Raw genomic sequence first — 16,633 nt, 5'->3', positions numbered from 1 at the left:
GTAAGGGAAGAAAAACAAGAAGAGAGGGAGGCATACGATGAAGAAATTTTTATATTTCTCTTCTGTCATCGTTTGATCTCTTTACATAATAAGTTACAGCATTAGTGTGCGTAAATATCGCCAGTTTACTATAACACAAGTCAGATATTTAACTATATATCGTAATATTAGAAAAGAAAACGATGCCAAAAAACGCTTGGATAGGGGAATATGGACAGTAGAAACAGAATACATATAAGTGTTTTATTATTTTATATAAATAATATTTATCATAAAGAAATCAGGGGTGTTCTATGAAGAAAGTAAAACTGTACATAGTAGCTATTACTTTATTATTGATTACGGGTTGCGCAAAGATGGATACTTCGAAAATAGAAGAAGAATTGCGCAGCTATGATAAAAAGATTAGTTTACATCCATATTCTGACCGTAGTTTATCTTATGAGAATAGAGAAACGCTTGAGGATATGCAATATCTTAATTTTGTTATAACTGGGAATGAAACTTTTCATAACTTGTCACATAACGAAAAAGTAAAAGTGTTAACAGATTGGAAAAAAGAAATTGATAATCAGACTTTGAATACCAGTTTCGATTGCGGAGATTTTAAATGTAGTTTTGATTATGGATCAGTAGTGGTCAAAGACAAAACAGACTTCTATTCGTTTTCTTTCAAGTCAGCACATACAGACATGAAGAAAAATGATGAACGATTCGAACATATAAAATCAAAAGAAGAAGAAGCGAGTGAAACGTTTTATAAAGAGCTAAATCAAAAGATGGAATGGTTTGTGTTGTCTTTGTATAATTTCAAGTTGCGTGGATATCCCTTTAGCTATGAAGAACCTTATCAAAAAAAGAAGACTTTTACACGTTCTTTTGACGAAATAGTGGGGTACAGTGATAAAATTCATGAACTGATGGTCCAAACGAAACAAGAAAATTTGATAGAAACATCTAAACGAATTCAAAATTATACACTTCAATATAATGATGTGTATCAGCCATTGCGTAATAAAAATAAAGAAGAAAAGAAACAGCTAGATTTATTGACATATGAAATTGCAAAAGAATTACTTGTCATTGCCAAGGCGTTTCCAACTCCTAATATGATAGACGAGAAGGTGAAAGAATTCAAAGACATACTTACTAAAGGTCTTTGATTTGTTCTACCTAGTTCTAAAGAAAAAGCTGATTATTGCGCGTCTATTTATCATAGAGAGGATTACGAAAAAGTGCATGAGGTAAACAATAGCACTCAAAATAATGATGATGTGTGGATTTGGTCTTAATTTGATTAGTAATATCATAATCAAAAAAGAAAGATGTTCTTAGGTTATAAAAGCTATACTGAAATGAGTATGGATTATAATATTCATTTCAATTAAATAAAGGAGAGGAGTCTATTCTATGACTTCTCTCCTTTGCTTTATTCGAACTTTGTTTGAGTCTATTTATATGACCATATTTAAGCGAGAATAGCTTTTAAAATCGACACTTTGTTTGTAGTAAATAATACATAATTTTGTTTTACAGTTCTAATTAATATACGGTCAGTTGTCCCGTATGCTGTTCCAATACGGATTGCAGTTGGTTCTTCAACTCCCGCATAGGTAGCATCTTCGGTAACCTCAAGCACCTCACGTAATGGGATTGTAACCTCCGCCAATTGCCATGAAATTATTAACTCTTCTTTTGTTTTTTTTACATCAATACCTAGCATTATACCAAGACCTTTCTATAATAGAATGCTACACTTCTTATCTTATTATAAAAAATTTCAGATTATTTTTCTACACGTATGAATAGAACTGATATTTTAATGGTGTCAAAAGTACGGGAAGATATACTATCAATCTATTAGGAAATACGCTATGAAGAAAAGTTCACAGGGAATTAATATGGATTTGACATGGTTACAGTATGATGAATGAATAACAGTAGGCGTTGCAGGAAGGAAATGTATGATGAGATTTAAATTAGTAGGAACCTTAACTTGTATAGTAGTAATATTAGGTATCTTTATCGTTTACACTAATGTATCTATTGGTAAAGAACCATATAAGACAAACCATGAAACTAGTGAAAACTCCATAAATAATGAAAAAAATAGAAAGCAAAATGTGACTTCAAGAAAGATAGCAAGCTCTTTTGCTAGTATACAGGCTGTAGTAAATAAGGAATATGGTTTACCCGAAGACTATAAGCCAGAGGATTTAGTTGTACCAAATGTACCGTTCTCATTTAGTGGAACGGTAGAAAAGAGTCATCTTCGTAAAGAAGCAGCGGAAGCGTTAGAAAAACTATTTCTTTTAGCTAAGCAAGATGGTATACAGTTGAATGCTGTTTCAGGATTTCGTTCCTATGAGTATCAAAAAGGTCTGTATGCCAGCAATGTTAAAAAAAATGGGCAAGAGCATACGGATCGCTTCTCTGCAAAGCCAGGGCATAGCGAACATCAAACAGGGCTAACAATGGATGTTTCATCTAAAAGTGCGAACAATGAACTAGAGCTATCCTTTGCAAATACGAAGGAAGGCAAATGGCTAAAAGATAACGCACATCGTGCAGGGTTTATCATTCGTTACCCAAAAGGTAAGGAGAATATTACTGGATATGCTTATGAGCCTTGGCATGTACGTTACGTAGGAGATATTGCTGAAAATATATATAAAGAAAAACTAACTTTAGAAGAATATATGAATCTGAAAAAATAAAGTATTGATCTAGTTAATATTAGTAGTGAGAGTGTTAAAAGATAGGGTATATACGCATCTGGCACAAACACCATTACAATCCCAGTTGATGATTAAAAGATTAAACGATATATACTGGAGCACAGTTATATAAATCAAATTGGCATATATCATGTAAGTGCGAATGCGGATGTACAGATTCGCACTTACATGAAGCCAAAAGCATACATTACAATAACTTACTTATAATCAGTTTACATAACACATCTCATAGGTATTTGTAAAAAACAAGTGAATAAATCTCAAAATAAAAAGAATACTTATGTCATTGAGATAGTAAGAGAAATTTAGTAGTTATATGTTGAAATCTGCATTTAAATAATATTTAGCGGAATGCTCAGCTAAATCAAGTACAATAAAAAGAATTAAAGGAAATGCTCTATTTCGACATCACAACAATTATATTTTGTAAAATACACCATCTATTTAGTCTTAAGGATTTAAAGTTAACTGATTTGTATTAAAATGTTATACACTGGCTATATCCTATAAGCGACCATTTAATCAATATTAATAATGTATAGCTGAATGTATCTGAAACTAAAAGATATTTAGACTGATGAAAGGTAAGGTATATGATACCTTTATAAAGAGGTGGAAAAATAAATACTCACAACTTCGCACGAAATACCAATTTTACGAACAATAAGATATATAAATAAAAATCTAATACAGTATTTAGGGATTTCGAGCTCAATTGCATGAATTTTATTGTATTGGTATGTGTCTATATAATTCATATTTTATATAGACATCATTAAATGCTGAACTATTCATTGAAAAATTACATAGTAAATTACCTTTTACTATATAGGATTTTTTCTTATTTTGATCTAATTACCTCCTCATAATCATGATTAAATTAACCAATTCATGTTAGATGATGATTTTTAAACTATTTTCATGTATTGATTTTTTGTATGAATTTATATATCAAATATGTTTTATTTTACATACATTTATATGTAGTTTTTGTACGGATTTTTATGGTCTAATACAAATTTATCACTTAGTTAGCTATAATTTTTATTTGACTAACTACACTATACCATTCAATTTTGAATATATTTTAGTATTTCATAATTTAATTATGTAAAATAAGTTTGTGTAAAAATTGAATTTCACGCGAACTTGTGTTCGTGTATTTTTTCTGTTATAGTATATATGAGGTGATTTTTATGGATTACAGCAAGCAACGTCAAAAATCCGTACATCGTAAAAAATTATACGAGAATCTAAATGAAATGCCCTTTTACATAGAAGAATTTGTGGAGTACAAAGAATTGCATGATGCTTCTCCCTCCACCCTACTGAATTATGTATATGATTTTAGAGTCTTCTTTAATTGGTTATTATCCGAACAAATTATTGAATTAAAACCTATTAAAGACATATCCTTCTCTGATCTGGAGAATTTAAAGAAAAAAGATGTTGAGAACTTTATGAGATTCTTAAAATTACAACAAAACATGCAGAATTCCTCTGTTAACAGAAAAATTTCAGCCTTAAAGTCCTTATTTAAGTACCTTACCTCCCTATCAGAGAATGAAGATGGAGAATGTTATTTTTATAGAAATGTAATGGCTAAAATAGAAATACATAAAGATAAAGAAACATTAAATGCTCGTGCAAAACGTATGAGATCTAAAATATTCCATAATGATGACGATCAAGAATTTTTGAATTACATTAAATATGAACATGAAAAATCTTTAACAAAACATCAGTTGTTCTATTTCCTAAGAGATAAAGATCGTGATGTAGCTATCCTCTCCCTCTTTCTTGGTAGTGGTATTCGAGTAAGCGAATTGGCCGATCTTCGTATGGAAGATATAAACTTAAAAGAAAGACTGATTGATGTAATCCGAAAAGGAAACAAAGAAGATTCTGTATGGATTACCCCCATTGCATTGAATGATCTTGAAAAGTATATGGAAATCAGAGATAACAAATATGCTCCAGGGAAAGAATTGAAAAATGTGTTTTTATCGAAATATAAACATACTGCACAACCTCTTTCAGTTAGAGCTATCCAAGATATAGTAGAAAAATATACTAAGGCCTATGGAAAAAGAATGTCTCCTCATAAATTAAGACATACATTGGCAAATAAATTATATATGGAAGAAAAAGATTCATTACAAGTGATGCAGCAACTTGGGCATACCAGTCAAGATACAGCTTTGCTATATACACAACTTGGGGAAACAACTATTAAAGATAGTTTAGGCAGAATAGGAAAGAATAAATAATAAAAGTTCAGCAATTTTGCATTGCTGAACTTTTATTATTTCCCTTGATAAGAGAGAGGATTTAAAATCTATGATAAATTTACTTAATTCCGAAATTTATTATATAAAAAATATATAGTTTAAATTCTACTTTAATTAGAGTTTAAACTGGTATATTAAATAACAGTTTTAAATCCCTAAAATTAGTGTTTACGTTAAATACACTTTTAACGAACAGTTTGACTTATATTCATTGTAAACACTAATTATTTTACATGATAAGCGTTTTTGTACTCATCGAGTGTATAAATGGTTTTAATATCTCGGAAGGGGATTGATACAGGTCCTTTTAAATGAGAATAACAGGTTTCTTCATATCCATACCTTTGATTTTCTAATACTTTGTCTATGATCCAAATCCTTTTTTCTAATTCTTGATTGTTAGATTCGACACCTCCAAAGCTCATGCAATCAAAATTACTTAAATGTGATTGGAATTTTAGTACATAGCAACAATGCTTTTCTTTCCAATCATCGTTAATCTCAGGGGCATTTAATAATTTCGATAGATTTTTTAAAAATTCTGGTCGCTCGTGAACTTTACCGAGGTATTTTGTAGCATCGTCAGTTGTAAAAAATGAAGTTATTGCATAATCTATAAATAACTTATAGATAACCCAATCTAAACTATCATTTATACTAGTAAAGCTTTTACCTATATCAATTATTTGTCCATTGTATACAATGGTTTTCCTTTCAATATCTATCGATATATCTTTTTTTAATAGATATTTTTGTAGGGGTGTTTCTAATGTAACAGCTTGTTGCAGATTTACTAGTCCAAACTTTTTTATTGAGTCTAGTTGATCATTTACTGTTGTTACGTGGAGAGAAGTAAGATAAATTTCTTTTTCTAAAACTCTAGCACTATCTATTTTAAAATATTTAAGAAAAGATTCTGCATTAGATTGAATTCCTTTTAAAGCAATTACATTAAAAAAATCTAAAATATCCTCTTCTTCAATATTGAAATGTGTACATAAACCTTTTAAATCATACGTAGTGATATCATATAGAACGTTATTATTCATACATTTTCTCCTTAATGCGCTTTAATAATAATAAATGCCTTCATCATCTATAAAATTATGATTTGCGAATTTTTTTCTTTTCCTTTTCTTGTATGTATCTATTAATTTTTGAAAGGGTGTTTTTTGACTTTCGCTTTTTTTAAAAGAACAGACGTTACATATACAATCATTATACTTAAATATATTTAAAGTTAAGCTGTCTCGCTTTAATGTTTTTGCGATGCAAGTCCGATGCTGACCGCTAGCCAATGCTACATGTCCACATTTGTAGTGATCTGCATTAATTAAAGTATTCCTCTCAAACCAATTTTCCTTAATCATATGAGAAGCTAAGAGTCTACAGTAATCAACTGATCCAGCACCGAAATCTTTATTTTTTTCACGTTCTTTTGTTTTTTGATACTGTGCATTAGTTAAATGTAAAGAACAAGTTCCAGTTCGTACTTTAAAACAGGCGTATCTGCTAAATCTAAATGCATACGAGTAATCTTGAGGATTAATGCTAATGTCTTCTTTCAAAAATTTCCACCTCTATACATGATTTGAATAGTATAATTATAACATATATCTTTTCACTTTTAACTGTTCGTTAAATGAGAATTTAACGAACACATGAAAGATGAGAGTTAATCTCCCCTTTTTGATGTATTGTACAAGGACATGAAAACGGATACTTTTTAGACATGAAAGTAGATACTTCATGAATATCTTTTATTACTAATATAAATATATAATTTAATTGGATTTTAACTTCGTATTCAATTAGGTTTGCTGAAATGCAAAAAAAGAGAGAAAAACTCTCTCTTTTATTTCTAATTACTATTTAATTTTGTTTCAAATTCAGTTAAAGTACTTGAAGCGCTACTAAACTTTTGTTCAGAAAGTTGTCTTGATTTTTGAGCTTTCTTCATTCTGTCTTCCATTGGATCTACGCCTCGTATAGATATTATCTAGGTCCTAGATACGGAGCATCCATTAACGCAAACACTTTTCGGAAAGCCGAAAGATTACGTTTAATTTCTATTGGCCCCTCCCATACAGTGATAACTGACCATGCGGTTGGCCCTCCTGCCCCCACTCCGGTTCCTCCACCAGCTCCTCCTGCAGAAGGAATTTTTCTTTCGCCATAACGATACCAAAGTATCTTTCCATCGCGAGTAAAGGCATAGAGAACACCATCCGCTGCAGCCACGATATCCTGGAACCCATTCCATCCAGTTCCGATTTGTTCGTAGGGTGCCCAGTCCAGAGAACCGGTCAGATAGCCAAGATGCTTGTATCTAAGGAGTATACCATCCTCTCGAATAGCGTAAATAATTCCATACCCACCTGAAAAGACTTTAACGAAATTTGCCCAGCCAGTTCCGACTTTGATTTGCCCACTCCAGGTTGTAACGTCGCCTCCATTTGCAGCACCATGATGTCGGTACCAAAGCAAATCACCATTGGGTTGGATTCCGTACACAACGTATTCACCACCTGAAAAGATTGATTTGAAGCCATTCCAGCCCCAGCCAACTGTACGAGGACCTCTCCAACGGGGTGAGCCATCAAAGTAGCCATCATGCCCATACCAAAGTAAATCACCATTAGATTGTACACCATAAATTGCAGCGCCGCCCCCAGAAAAAACTGAGGTAAATCCGCCCCAACCGGTACCAATCCCATTAGGCCCTTGCCAATTTGTTGAACCACCCGGTCGGCTCGCCTCCTCATTACGGTACCAATGGAGTTCTTCGTTTTGTGTAATTACGTAAAGAATAGCTGGTGGGTAGACTTCTGTGATAGGAAATTGACCAATAAACTGTTTTTTTAGTGATCCTGTGGCGGCAACGTGTTCAAGGGTTTCAGATATCTCATGTAATAGTTCACCACCAGCTTCGATCTCAGCTCCAAGCTCTAGGGAAGGTGATCCGAGGTTTTCAGGATTAATCGTGCACATAACATTGTTATCTGCCATTTGAAGATCGAAAAAATCGCCTTGTTTTCGTTGTCCGTTCATCCAATTTTGAACATCGTAATAAAAATTGCACTTATTGTTTATTGGGTATTTATTGCTAGAAATAACAAATGCACGAATTCTCCATTTTATGTGTTCAGCAATAGAGCGAGGTATACTCGTAATATATGGATCCTCTATTTGGGTATATTTATCAAATTTCGGACGTGCAGATCGGACTGAGACAGCAGATAAATGGCGTGAAATTCGCCCTGAATCATCATCTAGCCGCCCAATCTCTCCTTTCTGCACAACCCTCTCGCGTGCAGAAAGCCAGGTCAGTACAGCCATCTTGTATACGGGAAGTGTTGGCAAGTTCTTAAATTTTCCTTGTGCTGGATAGAGTTCTCTATTAATTTGTCCAGTTTGTGGATTGAAAGCATTTCTCGCCTCTACGTCAGTCCATTTCCAGATATCATAGTCGCTTCGAAGGAACTTATCAATTAAAATACCGGCCTCATTGGCAAGTCGTGATGTTGTAATGACGTCGTCAGCTGAAGTGTTTAACAGATCCAAACTGAGTCTCTTTGCATTATCACTATAATCCATCAATCGTTGCAATGTAGCTCGGTTATCGGTGATAGCAATCGCTACAGCGAATTCATCTAGCCTTTCTTCAATTCTTTCAAGAATGAATTGAATAGCATTGAGTTGATTTTGTATTGACTGCAATGCTTGTTCCGTCGTTGCTTCTTCCTTCATCCAACCTATAACCTCTGCAAAGAAAACGGCTGCTTTGATTCCTATTGAGATGGCAGCACCATAGGGCCCAGAAGCCGCGGCTACTGCCACTGCTGTATCCACCACAGAAGTTTCTAGCTCAACACCGTCCTCTGTGAGCTTTGTATCATCTGCCATGAAATACCTCCTTTTTTTAATGAGGAATTTTGAAACACATTATTAGATTTATGACATTGTTTTTCAGTATATGAATTTAGAAGTGAAAAAAGAAACATCTATTGTACTCAAGACATGTAAGAGAACAGAAGTGGAGTATAATAGGTAAATCTACATTTCTGTTAAAATTTGGTTTTGTTGAGTGGGAACAATAAAAAAGAGCTTAGAAACCACAACCTATAAGGCTTCTAAGCTCTTTATATTTTTCAGTTCCTTCATTTACTCGAAATACACTTTTACAGCAAAAACAAATAACCTCATAAAATATCATGACCTTCCCCCTCATCAGGGTGATATGTTACTTTTGAGTTGTCCGCTCAAAGATTGTAATAAGTTCTTTTGTGTAATCTTTAACGTTTAGATCGGGGTTCCTCATTAGCTCGAGGCTAAATCCGTCTATGGCATGCCTGATTGTTAACGCCATCACCCTTAAGGCCGTTTCGGAAAATTCTCGAAACACCCCCTCTTGCATCCCTAAACGTAGAATATTTTTAATGGGAAGAAAAATAGTTTCATCATGGTCTGCTACAAACCGAAGTTTCCCTTTATCTATCCTTTCATTTGAAACAATTTTGCAATCAGCTATACCATTTTGAAATATAGTTGTACTAACACTTGCAATTATATGTACTGATTTTAATTTATCCATTTCATAATTCTTGGCAATAATGAAAGATTTATTGGTGTTGGTAGTAAATATGCATCAATTTTTTCTGTATCTGTGACCTTATCACAATCTATATGCTCGACATGAGCAAGAACGCTTCTTTGCCGATTTCCTCATATATTTTTCAAAAATTTAAATTTGATAATTCTTGAAAAGAGAAACGATTATTTTATTATCACTATTAAACATAAATCTCATGTAATTTATAAAGACTTATTGGGCAAGATATAAAAAGTATTATAGAAAATCACAATTATAATTTAGGAGGAATTATTTTTATGGATTCACAAGGAGTAAAAGGTTTTGACCCTAAGTTTTTAGGCAATGATTTTGAAATACCGTTTCCAAGACTAACGGGTACAACAAGTGATGATTCTCTAAATAACGGAGAAATTTTTAATTTTGTTCACTTTTCATTAACAATAAATAAAAAGCTTAAATTTGCTATCTATGGTGCCAACAATATAGATCAAAATAGAATGAAAGAAGTACCAAGAGTTGATTTTCATTTCGCTCCTAATATTGATATGGAATATCAAGTAGGAAACGAGCTATATCGAAAAAATCCATGGGATAGAGGCCATATTGTCAGAAGAAGAGATGTATGTTGGGGTAGCAAGGAAGAGGCAAAACAAGCGAATTACGATTCATTTTCATGGGCAAATATTTCGTTACAACATCATGTTTTTAACACAGGAGCTTGGAGTAATTTGGAAAATTGGATACTTGATCATCCTACTCACCTAAATAAAAAACTTTCTGTCTTTACAGGACCTATTAATGCGAATAGTGATAGGGAGTATTGTGGTGTAGGGAAACCATTAGGCTGTGGTATTAGAATACCTGCTGCTTTTTGGAAGGTTGTTTTTTATATAGGTGTAGATAATAAAATAGGTTCAGCAGCTTTTATTATGAAGCAAGATGAATTTTGGAACGATGAACGTTTAAATGACTTAACTTCACTTGAAACATATCAAGTACCTTTAAATACAATTAGTCAACTGACAGGTATTGAATTTAAAGACTCACTTTATGATACCAATCCACTCTTTTTCTCGCCTAATATTGTTACTGAAAGTGAAAATATTAGAACACCTGAGGCTCGTATAATTCGTGATGCAGCTGATATAACTTTAAAAAAATAATTCAAGGTGATCACTGCTTTGTTTAAGTGAGAAAAATAAAGGTAAGCTAATTGTGCTTACCTTTATTTTAATGTTATTAGTACATTACCCCCTCCCCATCAACATAAGGACAATTTGAAAGTTATGGAGGGATTTTTAATAATTATCCAGTTTACATATTCGATAGATAAGAATGTTCACCCCAGTGGCTAACATTTTGTTTTCGCTTATCTTAGAGAATTATAAAAAATACGCCCGCTAAAATTGATGGGACAATTAGGTTCGGTAAAGCAATTGTTCGTACAATGCGTCAAGCTCAGAATATAGGTCATGTGGAAAAGCAATCAGAAGTTAGGACTATATTCATTCCAACAGGATCTATTACAAATATTCAATATTCTTTAAGTGAAAGTGATCAAGAATTTTTATATGAATCTAGTTATCAGGTTGCTCAAAAGTTTCTTGAAATATGGAATTTTGAGGCATATAAGAAAAACTATAGAGATGTACATTAAAGGAAACCGCTCTATTCTTATAACAATTGAATTCTGTTCCTATGTTTCTGTTGACATTTTGTGACTTTACACATAAAGCTGCCGCCATAACTTTGCCGCAAATAAAAAGAACAATTCAACATTTTACACTATATAATTAATTTCTAAATTCCTGTCCTTTTATATTGTAAAAAGACAGGAATTTATTATTTTAATACTATGAATATGTATTAAAAAAGCAAGCGTTAGACACTATATTGTCAAAATCAATTACTCAGATTGCTCTGTTTTTTTTAAAATCCAGCCTTAAGGCGGTTAGTGCATAATAGAATTTGAATCGCAATAAGAGACTTGTACGAAGACCAGCCTGCTCTTATTACGGTGATTTTTTCTGTATATTTGAAGAGTTCGTAGGTAGTTTCTTAAGAAAATCCTATTAATACTAATCAAACAAGCCTAATTACTTCACTTTTGAAATCATTAATTATTCTCAAGTGTCAAGGTTAAAATGTTCTGAACACCTGGAACTTGTGAAATTTCAAGGAGTGCATTCCCTAAGTAAGAAGATATTGCAGCAACATGCAGGATTACTCCCCTAGCAGGTGGTGTAACTCCGATTACCAATTGTTTTGCATTTCCTAGAGACATACTTCTTAATGCTTCTATATTAATGTCCGGTCCTTCAACCAAAATTAAACTTTCAATCATATTGTATCCTCCTAACTGCTACTATAGTTTTTATTGGAATTCGGCTAAACTTTAAACCTTATTCAACCGGTAATTCTTATGTAGTGAAATCTGATGCTGTAGCTGGATTTATTGATATTATTGGATGTTTTAAAGCTATAGCAACTATAAATCCTGATGGATTACTTATATCTACCGTTTCAAAATGAGTAAACCCAAGATTCTCAACTAAACTTTTCAAAAGTGTGCTATATGCTCAGCTTCATCAACTGCTCTAGAAGCATCTACTAGACCAAATCCTGTTGCAAGATCCGGACCTTGATGAGCAGGATTATTTTGTTTGGAATGACCTTTTATTACATCTCGTGCAGTTTGCTTTAAAACATCTCGAATTTGAAAAGGAGTTAGCCTTTTATTTACCTGTTTTAATAATGCGCATATTCCAGCTATTTGTGGTGCTGCAGCTGAAGTACCACTAAATGCTGCCCAGCCATCTCTAGAAGACGTTTGATCACCTTGTGGATGTTTTTTCCAGCGCTTTGTTCATCGTACTTCCCCCCTGGTTCAACTGGAAGCATTATATAAGCAGCTATAGGCTCGAGACCACATAAGCCACAAATATCAGGGCCTTGACGTTCTGAATATATTTTACTTTTATAACCGTTCGCAAATGGTGTTGCTTCCATAGAACCATCCTTTGCTACAAAAACACCTCCAACAGAAATTATATCCGGATGTATTCCAGGAAAAGATTCTCCAGGGGTATTACCGCTTGCAAATATAACTGTAATACCTTTTCTTACAGCATCTGCTATTTTAGCTGCAAATAATATTTGTGTAGCTGATAACTCATTTGGAGGTGTAGGAAATCCCCAACTACACGTGATAATATCAGAGTTTTGTGCTACTGCAGTTTCGAAGGCACCCATTGTTACAAACTTGTTCATTTTTACCATTGTAAAATCCACTTCTGGTGCTAATGAATATACATTGACAGCTTCACCTGTCCCATGCCCTGTTTCATCATGTATTGGTTCAGATGCTTCAGGCCCAAGGATAACAGGGTTCAAGTGATATTGTCTTTTAGTAAAAAACGGATGTCTATAGAATCCTGAATCAACCATTACAACTTTTATTCCTTTTCCTGTGATTCCAGATTGTTGCGCTCTTTCTGCTAAAAGATGCTGAACTAAATCATGTGGAGGTTCTAAATAATAGTAATTTTTTTAGGTGGATCGGGAGATACCCTTCCAGGTGTTTCTAAACGTTCTAAGGTTGTACTAGTAGATGTTGAATGTAAAAATGCTTTTTCATTAATTGCAACTCCCTCTAAAACATCTGCTAAATCACTATTCTTTGTATCAATTAAACCCAACATCTTTGAATTTGTTGAATCAATTATTGTTGTGGATGTTTTTCCTGTAATGCCTTGTACTTCACGTTCTTTTGTAACAATATTGGTATGAAAAACCTCCTCGAAAATTGTAGGAGGAGCAGCAATTGAAATTGATGTTTCTCCTATTGTTAACACTTGAAAACCATTCTCTTTTAGTTTTTTTACAGCTTTTTTTATTTTGTTTTTCTCGGAATAGAAGTTCTCAACTGTTTCACTTGTAATATTTTTCGATGTTGTAAATACAGATTCTCCACCTATTGAATGAACAGATGCCTCTGCATAAACAATTGATGGAAGTTCAAATGTGTTTGAATTTTTCAAAAGAAAAAACTCCTTTAATAAAATTAAACTCGGCATATTGCTTGTATTGACTTTAAAATTGCTAAAAGTTAATTTTCTAAAGTTACTACAATATTAGAAAAAAGTCTGGAAGAATTTTATTAGTTTATATTGAATGTTTTGAAGTACCGGTAAAGTAAATTTGGTACTTGATATGCGAAAGTATGCATTCTTCGCATTTTGTGGAGCATGTTCTTTATCGGGTTCTATAGCAGTCCATTAAGTACAGGACTGCTACATAGTGAGTACATCAATAGCTGCCATAAGTCCCACTCGCATCATGAATCAATTAGCACTATGTTTGGAGTTATGTCTATAGTTGTAACTACAGTTTCAACTATTAAAGTTAAGAAAATATCCAAACAAGTTCTTTAAAGAATATAAGCCTAATCAGTTTTATAATTTAAATCGATTAGGCTTATATTTAAAACAAAATTTAGAAAATATCCATACTTTTAGGTGCTAACATATATCCACAAAATTGAGTATATGGCCCTCTATTAGCGGTTCTTGGATCTGTAATTATGTGATTACTCTCGTCAGTATCTCGAGCAGGTGTTTGACCTGGTTTATGAGCCCAATTTCCATTACTACATTGACGATACCAATGATAATCAATAAAACCTGGTCCAGGTGCAATAACTAAAGCCATAAGAAAACGTGGTTTTTCGGTTTCTGGAAAACATCTACCCGCAACATCTGCTCCATCAGATATTGCTCCTTTCTTAACCTCTTCACAAGTTATATTATTGTACATATGACCTGAGGCGCGTCCAGGTTGTGCAAATGAATCAGTTCTTCGATTCGTAGCAAAGTTGTAACAATTATTATGTTGCATGTGATCCCGATTGTTCCAGAAACTTTGATCAAAGACTACTTGCTCTGAAGGACAAGACATTACATTGTCTTCAACCGTAGCATCTAACTCATTTTGCGGATGTGAAAATATTGGTATATCTTTAATCTGATTAACTGTCCAGTCAATTAATGATGGAGAAAAATTCGGATTATTCACTACTCCATCAGACATTGACTTAGTTCTTTCAAGCAAGCGTTCAGCAATTTCTCTTCCTTTTGATTCAATTGTAGATAATCCGTTTGCTATACTAAATGAAGACGGTAAACCATACAATTGAGGCAGATAATCAGATTTTAATGTAATGTTAATTCCTCTATACCCTAATCTTGTAACTTCTTTAGATAAGGGTGTAATAGCACCCTTATTTAAAGCTATTTCTTTAAGGAGAATTTTCGTTTCCTCATCTTCTGAAAAATTAAAAGTAGGATTACGAAGTCCTGAATATATATCTAGTGTAATGTTTAGCAAAATTTATAACCTCCTCAGAAAAACTAAATATTAAATAGATTAGTTGGTATTAAAGATTAATTTCTTTGTATACCGTCTCCGCTAAAGTACGAACTTGTTTATTTTTTTCGCCATTTACAAGTTTTTCAACTCCTGAACGAACCGTAGTATTATTTATTTGATTTTGAGAGATAGTCGATAATATTACTTTTCGTACCCCAGCATCTTCATCATTTAATAGTAAGGAAAGAATATTTGAGTCAACATCTCCCATACTTTGTGAATTGAAATTTTTAAAAGCAGCAGCTGTCGCAACTCGTACATCTGGTATAGAACTGCTTGCACCTTCCTCAAGAACTTGATTTGTTTTTTCATGTTGAATTAAACTTGCAGCATAGACAGCTCGAGGAGCTATCTCTTGTCCTCCATTTTTTGTTAAATCCAATAAAATAGGGATGATTTCAGGACCTAAATCCGAAGCAGCAGCGTAATCTGGTTCATCTCGATTAAGTAATTCAATTATTTTGTCTTTTAACATAATGTTTTCCTCCTTTTAATTTGGAGTTGTATATTGGCTATTCCGCATCGTGTCAATTTCTGAAGAGTTTAAATCGGGAGGTGGATTTGTAATATTACCAGTTCCGTTTCCAGTCATTAGCTGATCATTATTATTTACATGTTGGAGTCCCAATACATGTCCGATTTCATGCCCTAATGTCCAAACACTAGCTACTCTTGTTACAACTGCTCCTGGCCTTTGTAACGGATGAGCTGCACATCCATTGTAAGGAGGGATTGTGCTTCTTACAAAATATACAGTTAATTCATTATCATTAACATTATTACGGTATTCAAAAAGTTCCTTTTGTTCGTCAGTTATATTTCCCATGGTACATGTGCCTACATCAACATCCTTGAGATGAGGAAGATTTAAGGTTTCAGTACTTACTATTTCAACATCAAGACCTGCTGTCGAGTAAACTTCGCTCATAGCATTTACCATTTTTCCAATGGGGATATCAGGATTTTCTAACACTTTTAGATGTAAGCGGACTTTCTCGCGAGTAGCTGGCAATTTAATTGCTCCTTCCTTAATTTATAATACTACTATGACTATTTTAAGGCTTTTAGATATTAGTTTTGACAGTTAAAAAGCCATAGTTTTACAATTCAAACGTAGTTTTAACAATAAATAAAAATTTATTCGACATTTACCTAAACAAATGGAATTTGTATAGCCAAATAAACAAAAATTTAGTCAAGCAAAGATCTTCATAATGTTTTCTAAATCAATTTTTGTTCACAACCATTTGATCCAGAACTAAATCTTTTGGTACTTAAAAAATCGTTATATCTAAACTACGAAGCCATTGAAAATAGATGATTAAAAAGCTTAGAATGACTGATGTTTAACATTTTTATTAAAACATTTATTTTGCCTTCTAAGTTAATAAGAATTTCTGTAACAGCCTGAAGTTGACTACACCGTCGAACTAAGGAATAGCTCGCTACACGTTGACTAATCCAGACACAGATAATAGATAAGTAACGTCCTAAAAACTTACGCTTTTATTATGCAAAAGCTAATTCTCTAGCAAGGTTTTTTAAAATGAAGGGGGCATGTATAGTGGTCCTTAGAAACAATT

Annotated in this window: 15 protein-coding genes and 2 pseudogenes; 4 read left to right on the top strand and 13 right to left on the bottom strand. The window is 33.0% G+C overall.

Going from position 1 to position 16,633, the window contains the following annotated elements; all coding sequences use genetic code 11:
- Positions 1-293: 293 nt before the first annotated feature.
- Positions 294-1,163: a hypothetical protein gene (locus BUA87_RS21045; protein ID WP_000756235.1), complete on the top strand. Its 870-nt coding sequence runs from the start codon at positions 294-296 to the stop codon at positions 1,161-1,163.
- A 305-nt stretch (positions 1,164-1,468) separates the two neighbouring features.
- On the opposite strand, the gene BUA87_RS21040 is transcribed toward BUA87_RS21045, so the two are convergent.
- Positions 1,469-1,723 (bottom strand): SunI/YnzG family protein, encoded by a 255-nt coding sequence (locus tag BUA87_RS21040; protein ID WP_000900587.1) that lies wholly within the window; start codon positions 1,721-1,723, stop codon positions 1,469-1,471.
- 244 nt (positions 1,724-1,967) lie between these two features.
- Between BUA87_RS21040 and BUA87_RS21035 the strand changes: the two genes are divergently transcribed.
- Both BUA87_RS21035 and xerS read left to right on the top strand, forming a co-directional pair.
- Positions 1,968-2,717: a M15 family metallopeptidase gene (locus BUA87_RS21035; RefSeq protein ID WP_033657586.1), complete on the top strand. Its 750-nt coding sequence runs from the start codon at positions 1,968-1,970 to the stop codon at positions 2,715-2,717.
- Between the two features lie 1,217 nt (positions 2,718-3,934).
- On the top strand, positions 3,935-5,008 hold the full coding sequence (gene xerS / locus BUA87_RS21030; protein ID WP_072940681.1) for a tyrosine recombinase XerS: 1,074 nt from the start codon (positions 3,935-3,937) through the stop codon (positions 5,006-5,008).
- 245 nt (positions 5,009-5,253) lie between these two features.
- Here xerS and BUA87_RS21025 read toward each other — a convergent pair whose 3' ends face one another.
- From BUA87_RS21025 to BUA87_RS21005, 4 genes and pseudogenes are all read right to left on the bottom strand, one after another.
- Positions 5,254-6,078, bottom strand: a complete 825-nt coding sequence (locus BUA87_RS21025; protein WP_072940677.1) for a hypothetical protein — start codon at positions 6,076-6,078, stop codon at positions 5,254-5,256.
- A gap of 21 nt (positions 6,079-6,099) precedes the next feature.
- A complete protein-coding gene (locus BUA87_RS21020; protein ID WP_240527546.1) occupies positions 6,100-6,597 on the bottom strand; it encodes a hypothetical protein in 498 nt (165 codons plus the stop codon).
- A 427-nt stretch (positions 6,598-7,024) separates the two neighbouring features.
- Positions 7,025-8,935 carry a tachylectin-related carbohydrate-binding protein gene (locus BUA87_RS21010; protein WP_072940674.1) on the bottom strand — a complete coding sequence of 637 codons (1,911 nt, stop codon included), beginning with the start codon at positions 8,933-8,935 and terminating at the stop codon, positions 7,025-7,027.
- 337 nt (positions 8,936-9,272) lie between these two features.
- A pseudogene (locus tag BUA87_RS21005) lies at positions 9,273-9,548 on the bottom strand (TetR/AcrR family transcriptional regulator); the annotation flags it as partial.
- A 371-nt stretch (positions 9,549-9,919) separates the two neighbouring features.
- On the opposite strand from BUA87_RS21005, the gene BUA87_RS21000 reads away from it, so the two are divergent.
- Positions 9,920-10,786, top strand: a complete 867-nt coding sequence (locus BUA87_RS21000; protein WP_072940667.1) for a DNA/RNA non-specific endonuclease — start codon at positions 9,920-9,922, stop codon at positions 10,784-10,786.
- A gap of 953 nt (positions 10,787-11,739) precedes the next feature.
- Here BUA87_RS21000 and BUA87_RS20990 read toward each other — a convergent pair.
- The 8 genes and pseudogenes from BUA87_RS20990 to BUA87_RS31935 all read right to left on the bottom strand — a co-directional run.
- Positions 11,740-11,967 carry a hypothetical protein gene (locus BUA87_RS20990; protein ID WP_072940661.1) on the bottom strand — a complete coding sequence of 76 codons (228 nt, stop codon included), beginning with the start codon at positions 11,965-11,967 and terminating at the stop codon, positions 11,740-11,742.
- Positions 11,968-12,183: 216 nt separating this feature from the next.
- A complete protein-coding gene (locus tag BUA87_RS31950; protein WP_338141385.1) occupies positions 12,184-12,396 on the bottom strand; it encodes a hypothetical protein in 213 nt (70 codons plus the stop codon).
- Positions 12,393-13,070, bottom strand: a complete 678-nt coding sequence (locus BUA87_RS31945; RefSeq protein WP_255285303.1) for a S8 family serine peptidase — start codon at positions 13,068-13,070, stop codon at positions 12,393-12,395. Before BUA87_RS31945 ends, BUA87_RS31950 begins: the two co-directional genes overlap by 4 nt.
- A gap of 83 nt (positions 13,071-13,153) precedes the next feature.
- The gene (locus tag BUA87_RS31940) at positions 13,154-13,663 is read right to left on the bottom strand and encodes a hypothetical protein (protein WP_255285304.1); all 510 of its coding nucleotides are present in this window, start codon (positions 13,661-13,663) and stop codon (positions 13,154-13,156) included.
- Between the two features lie 454 nt (positions 13,664-14,117).
- Positions 14,118-15,008, bottom strand: coding sequence for a hypothetical protein (locus tag BUA87_RS20980; protein WP_072940658.1), 891 nt, complete (start codon positions 15,006-15,008; stop codon positions 14,118-14,120).
- Positions 15,009-15,057: 49 nt separating this feature from the next.
- On the bottom strand, positions 15,058-15,525 hold the full coding sequence (locus tag BUA87_RS20975) for a HEAT repeat domain-containing protein (protein WP_072940655.1): 468 nt from the start codon (positions 15,523-15,525) through the stop codon (positions 15,058-15,060).
- A 15-nt stretch (positions 15,526-15,540) separates the two neighbouring features.
- Positions 15,541-16,062: a matrixin family metalloprotease gene (locus BUA87_RS20970; protein WP_072940653.1), complete on the bottom strand. Its 522-nt coding sequence runs from the start codon at positions 16,060-16,062 to the stop codon at positions 15,541-15,543.
- Between the two features lie 265 nt (positions 16,063-16,327).
- Positions 16,328-16,595: pseudogene (locus BUA87_RS31935) on the bottom strand (IS4 family transposase); the annotation flags it as partial.
- Between the last annotated feature and the right edge of the window lie 38 nt (positions 16,596-16,633).

It is taken from the genome of Bacillus sp. bc15, from assembly GCF_900142585.1.
Lineage (GTDB): Bacteria > Bacillota > Bacilli > Bacillales > Bacillaceae_G > Bacillus_A > Bacillus_A cereus.
Note: the sequence above shows the minus strand (reverse complement) of the source record. Positions and strands in the feature narration are given on the sequence as shown.

Coding starts and splice junctions, on each gene's coding strand:
- BUA87_RS20990 (WP_072940661.1), bottom strand. CDS start 11,967: ATGATTGAAAGTTTAATTTTGGTTGAAGGACCGGACATTAATATAGAA.
- BUA87_RS20975 (WP_072940655.1), bottom strand. CDS start 15,525: ATGTTAAAAGACAAAATAATTGAATTACTTAATCGAGATGAACCAGAT.
- BUA87_RS21040 (WP_000900587.1), bottom strand. CDS start 1,723: ATGCTAGGTATTGATGTAAAAAAAACAAAAGAAGAGTTAATAATTTCA.
- BUA87_RS21000 (WP_072940667.1), top strand. CDS start 9,920: ATGGATTCACAAGGAGTAAAAGGTTTTGACCCTAAGTTTTTAGGCAAT.
- xerS (WP_072940681.1), top strand. CDS start 3,935: ATGGATTACAGCAAGCAACGTCAAAAATCCGTACATCGTAAAAAATTA.
- BUA87_RS21010 (WP_072940674.1), bottom strand. CDS start 8,935: ATGGCAGATGATACAAAGCTCACAGAGGACGGTGTTGAGCTAGAAACT.
- BUA87_RS21045 (WP_000756235.1), top strand. CDS start 294: ATGAAGAAAGTAAAACTGTACATAGTAGCTATTACTTTATTATTGATT.
- BUA87_RS31945 (WP_255285303.1), bottom strand. CDS start 13,070: ATGGTTGATTCAGGATTCTATAGACATCCGTTTTTTACTAAAAGACAA.
- BUA87_RS21025 (WP_072940677.1), bottom strand. CDS start 6,078: ATGAATAATAACGTTCTATATGATATCACTACGTATGATTTAAAAGGT.
- BUA87_RS21035 (WP_033657586.1), top strand. CDS start 1,968: ATGAGATTTAAATTAGTAGGAACCTTAACTTGTATAGTAGTAATATTA.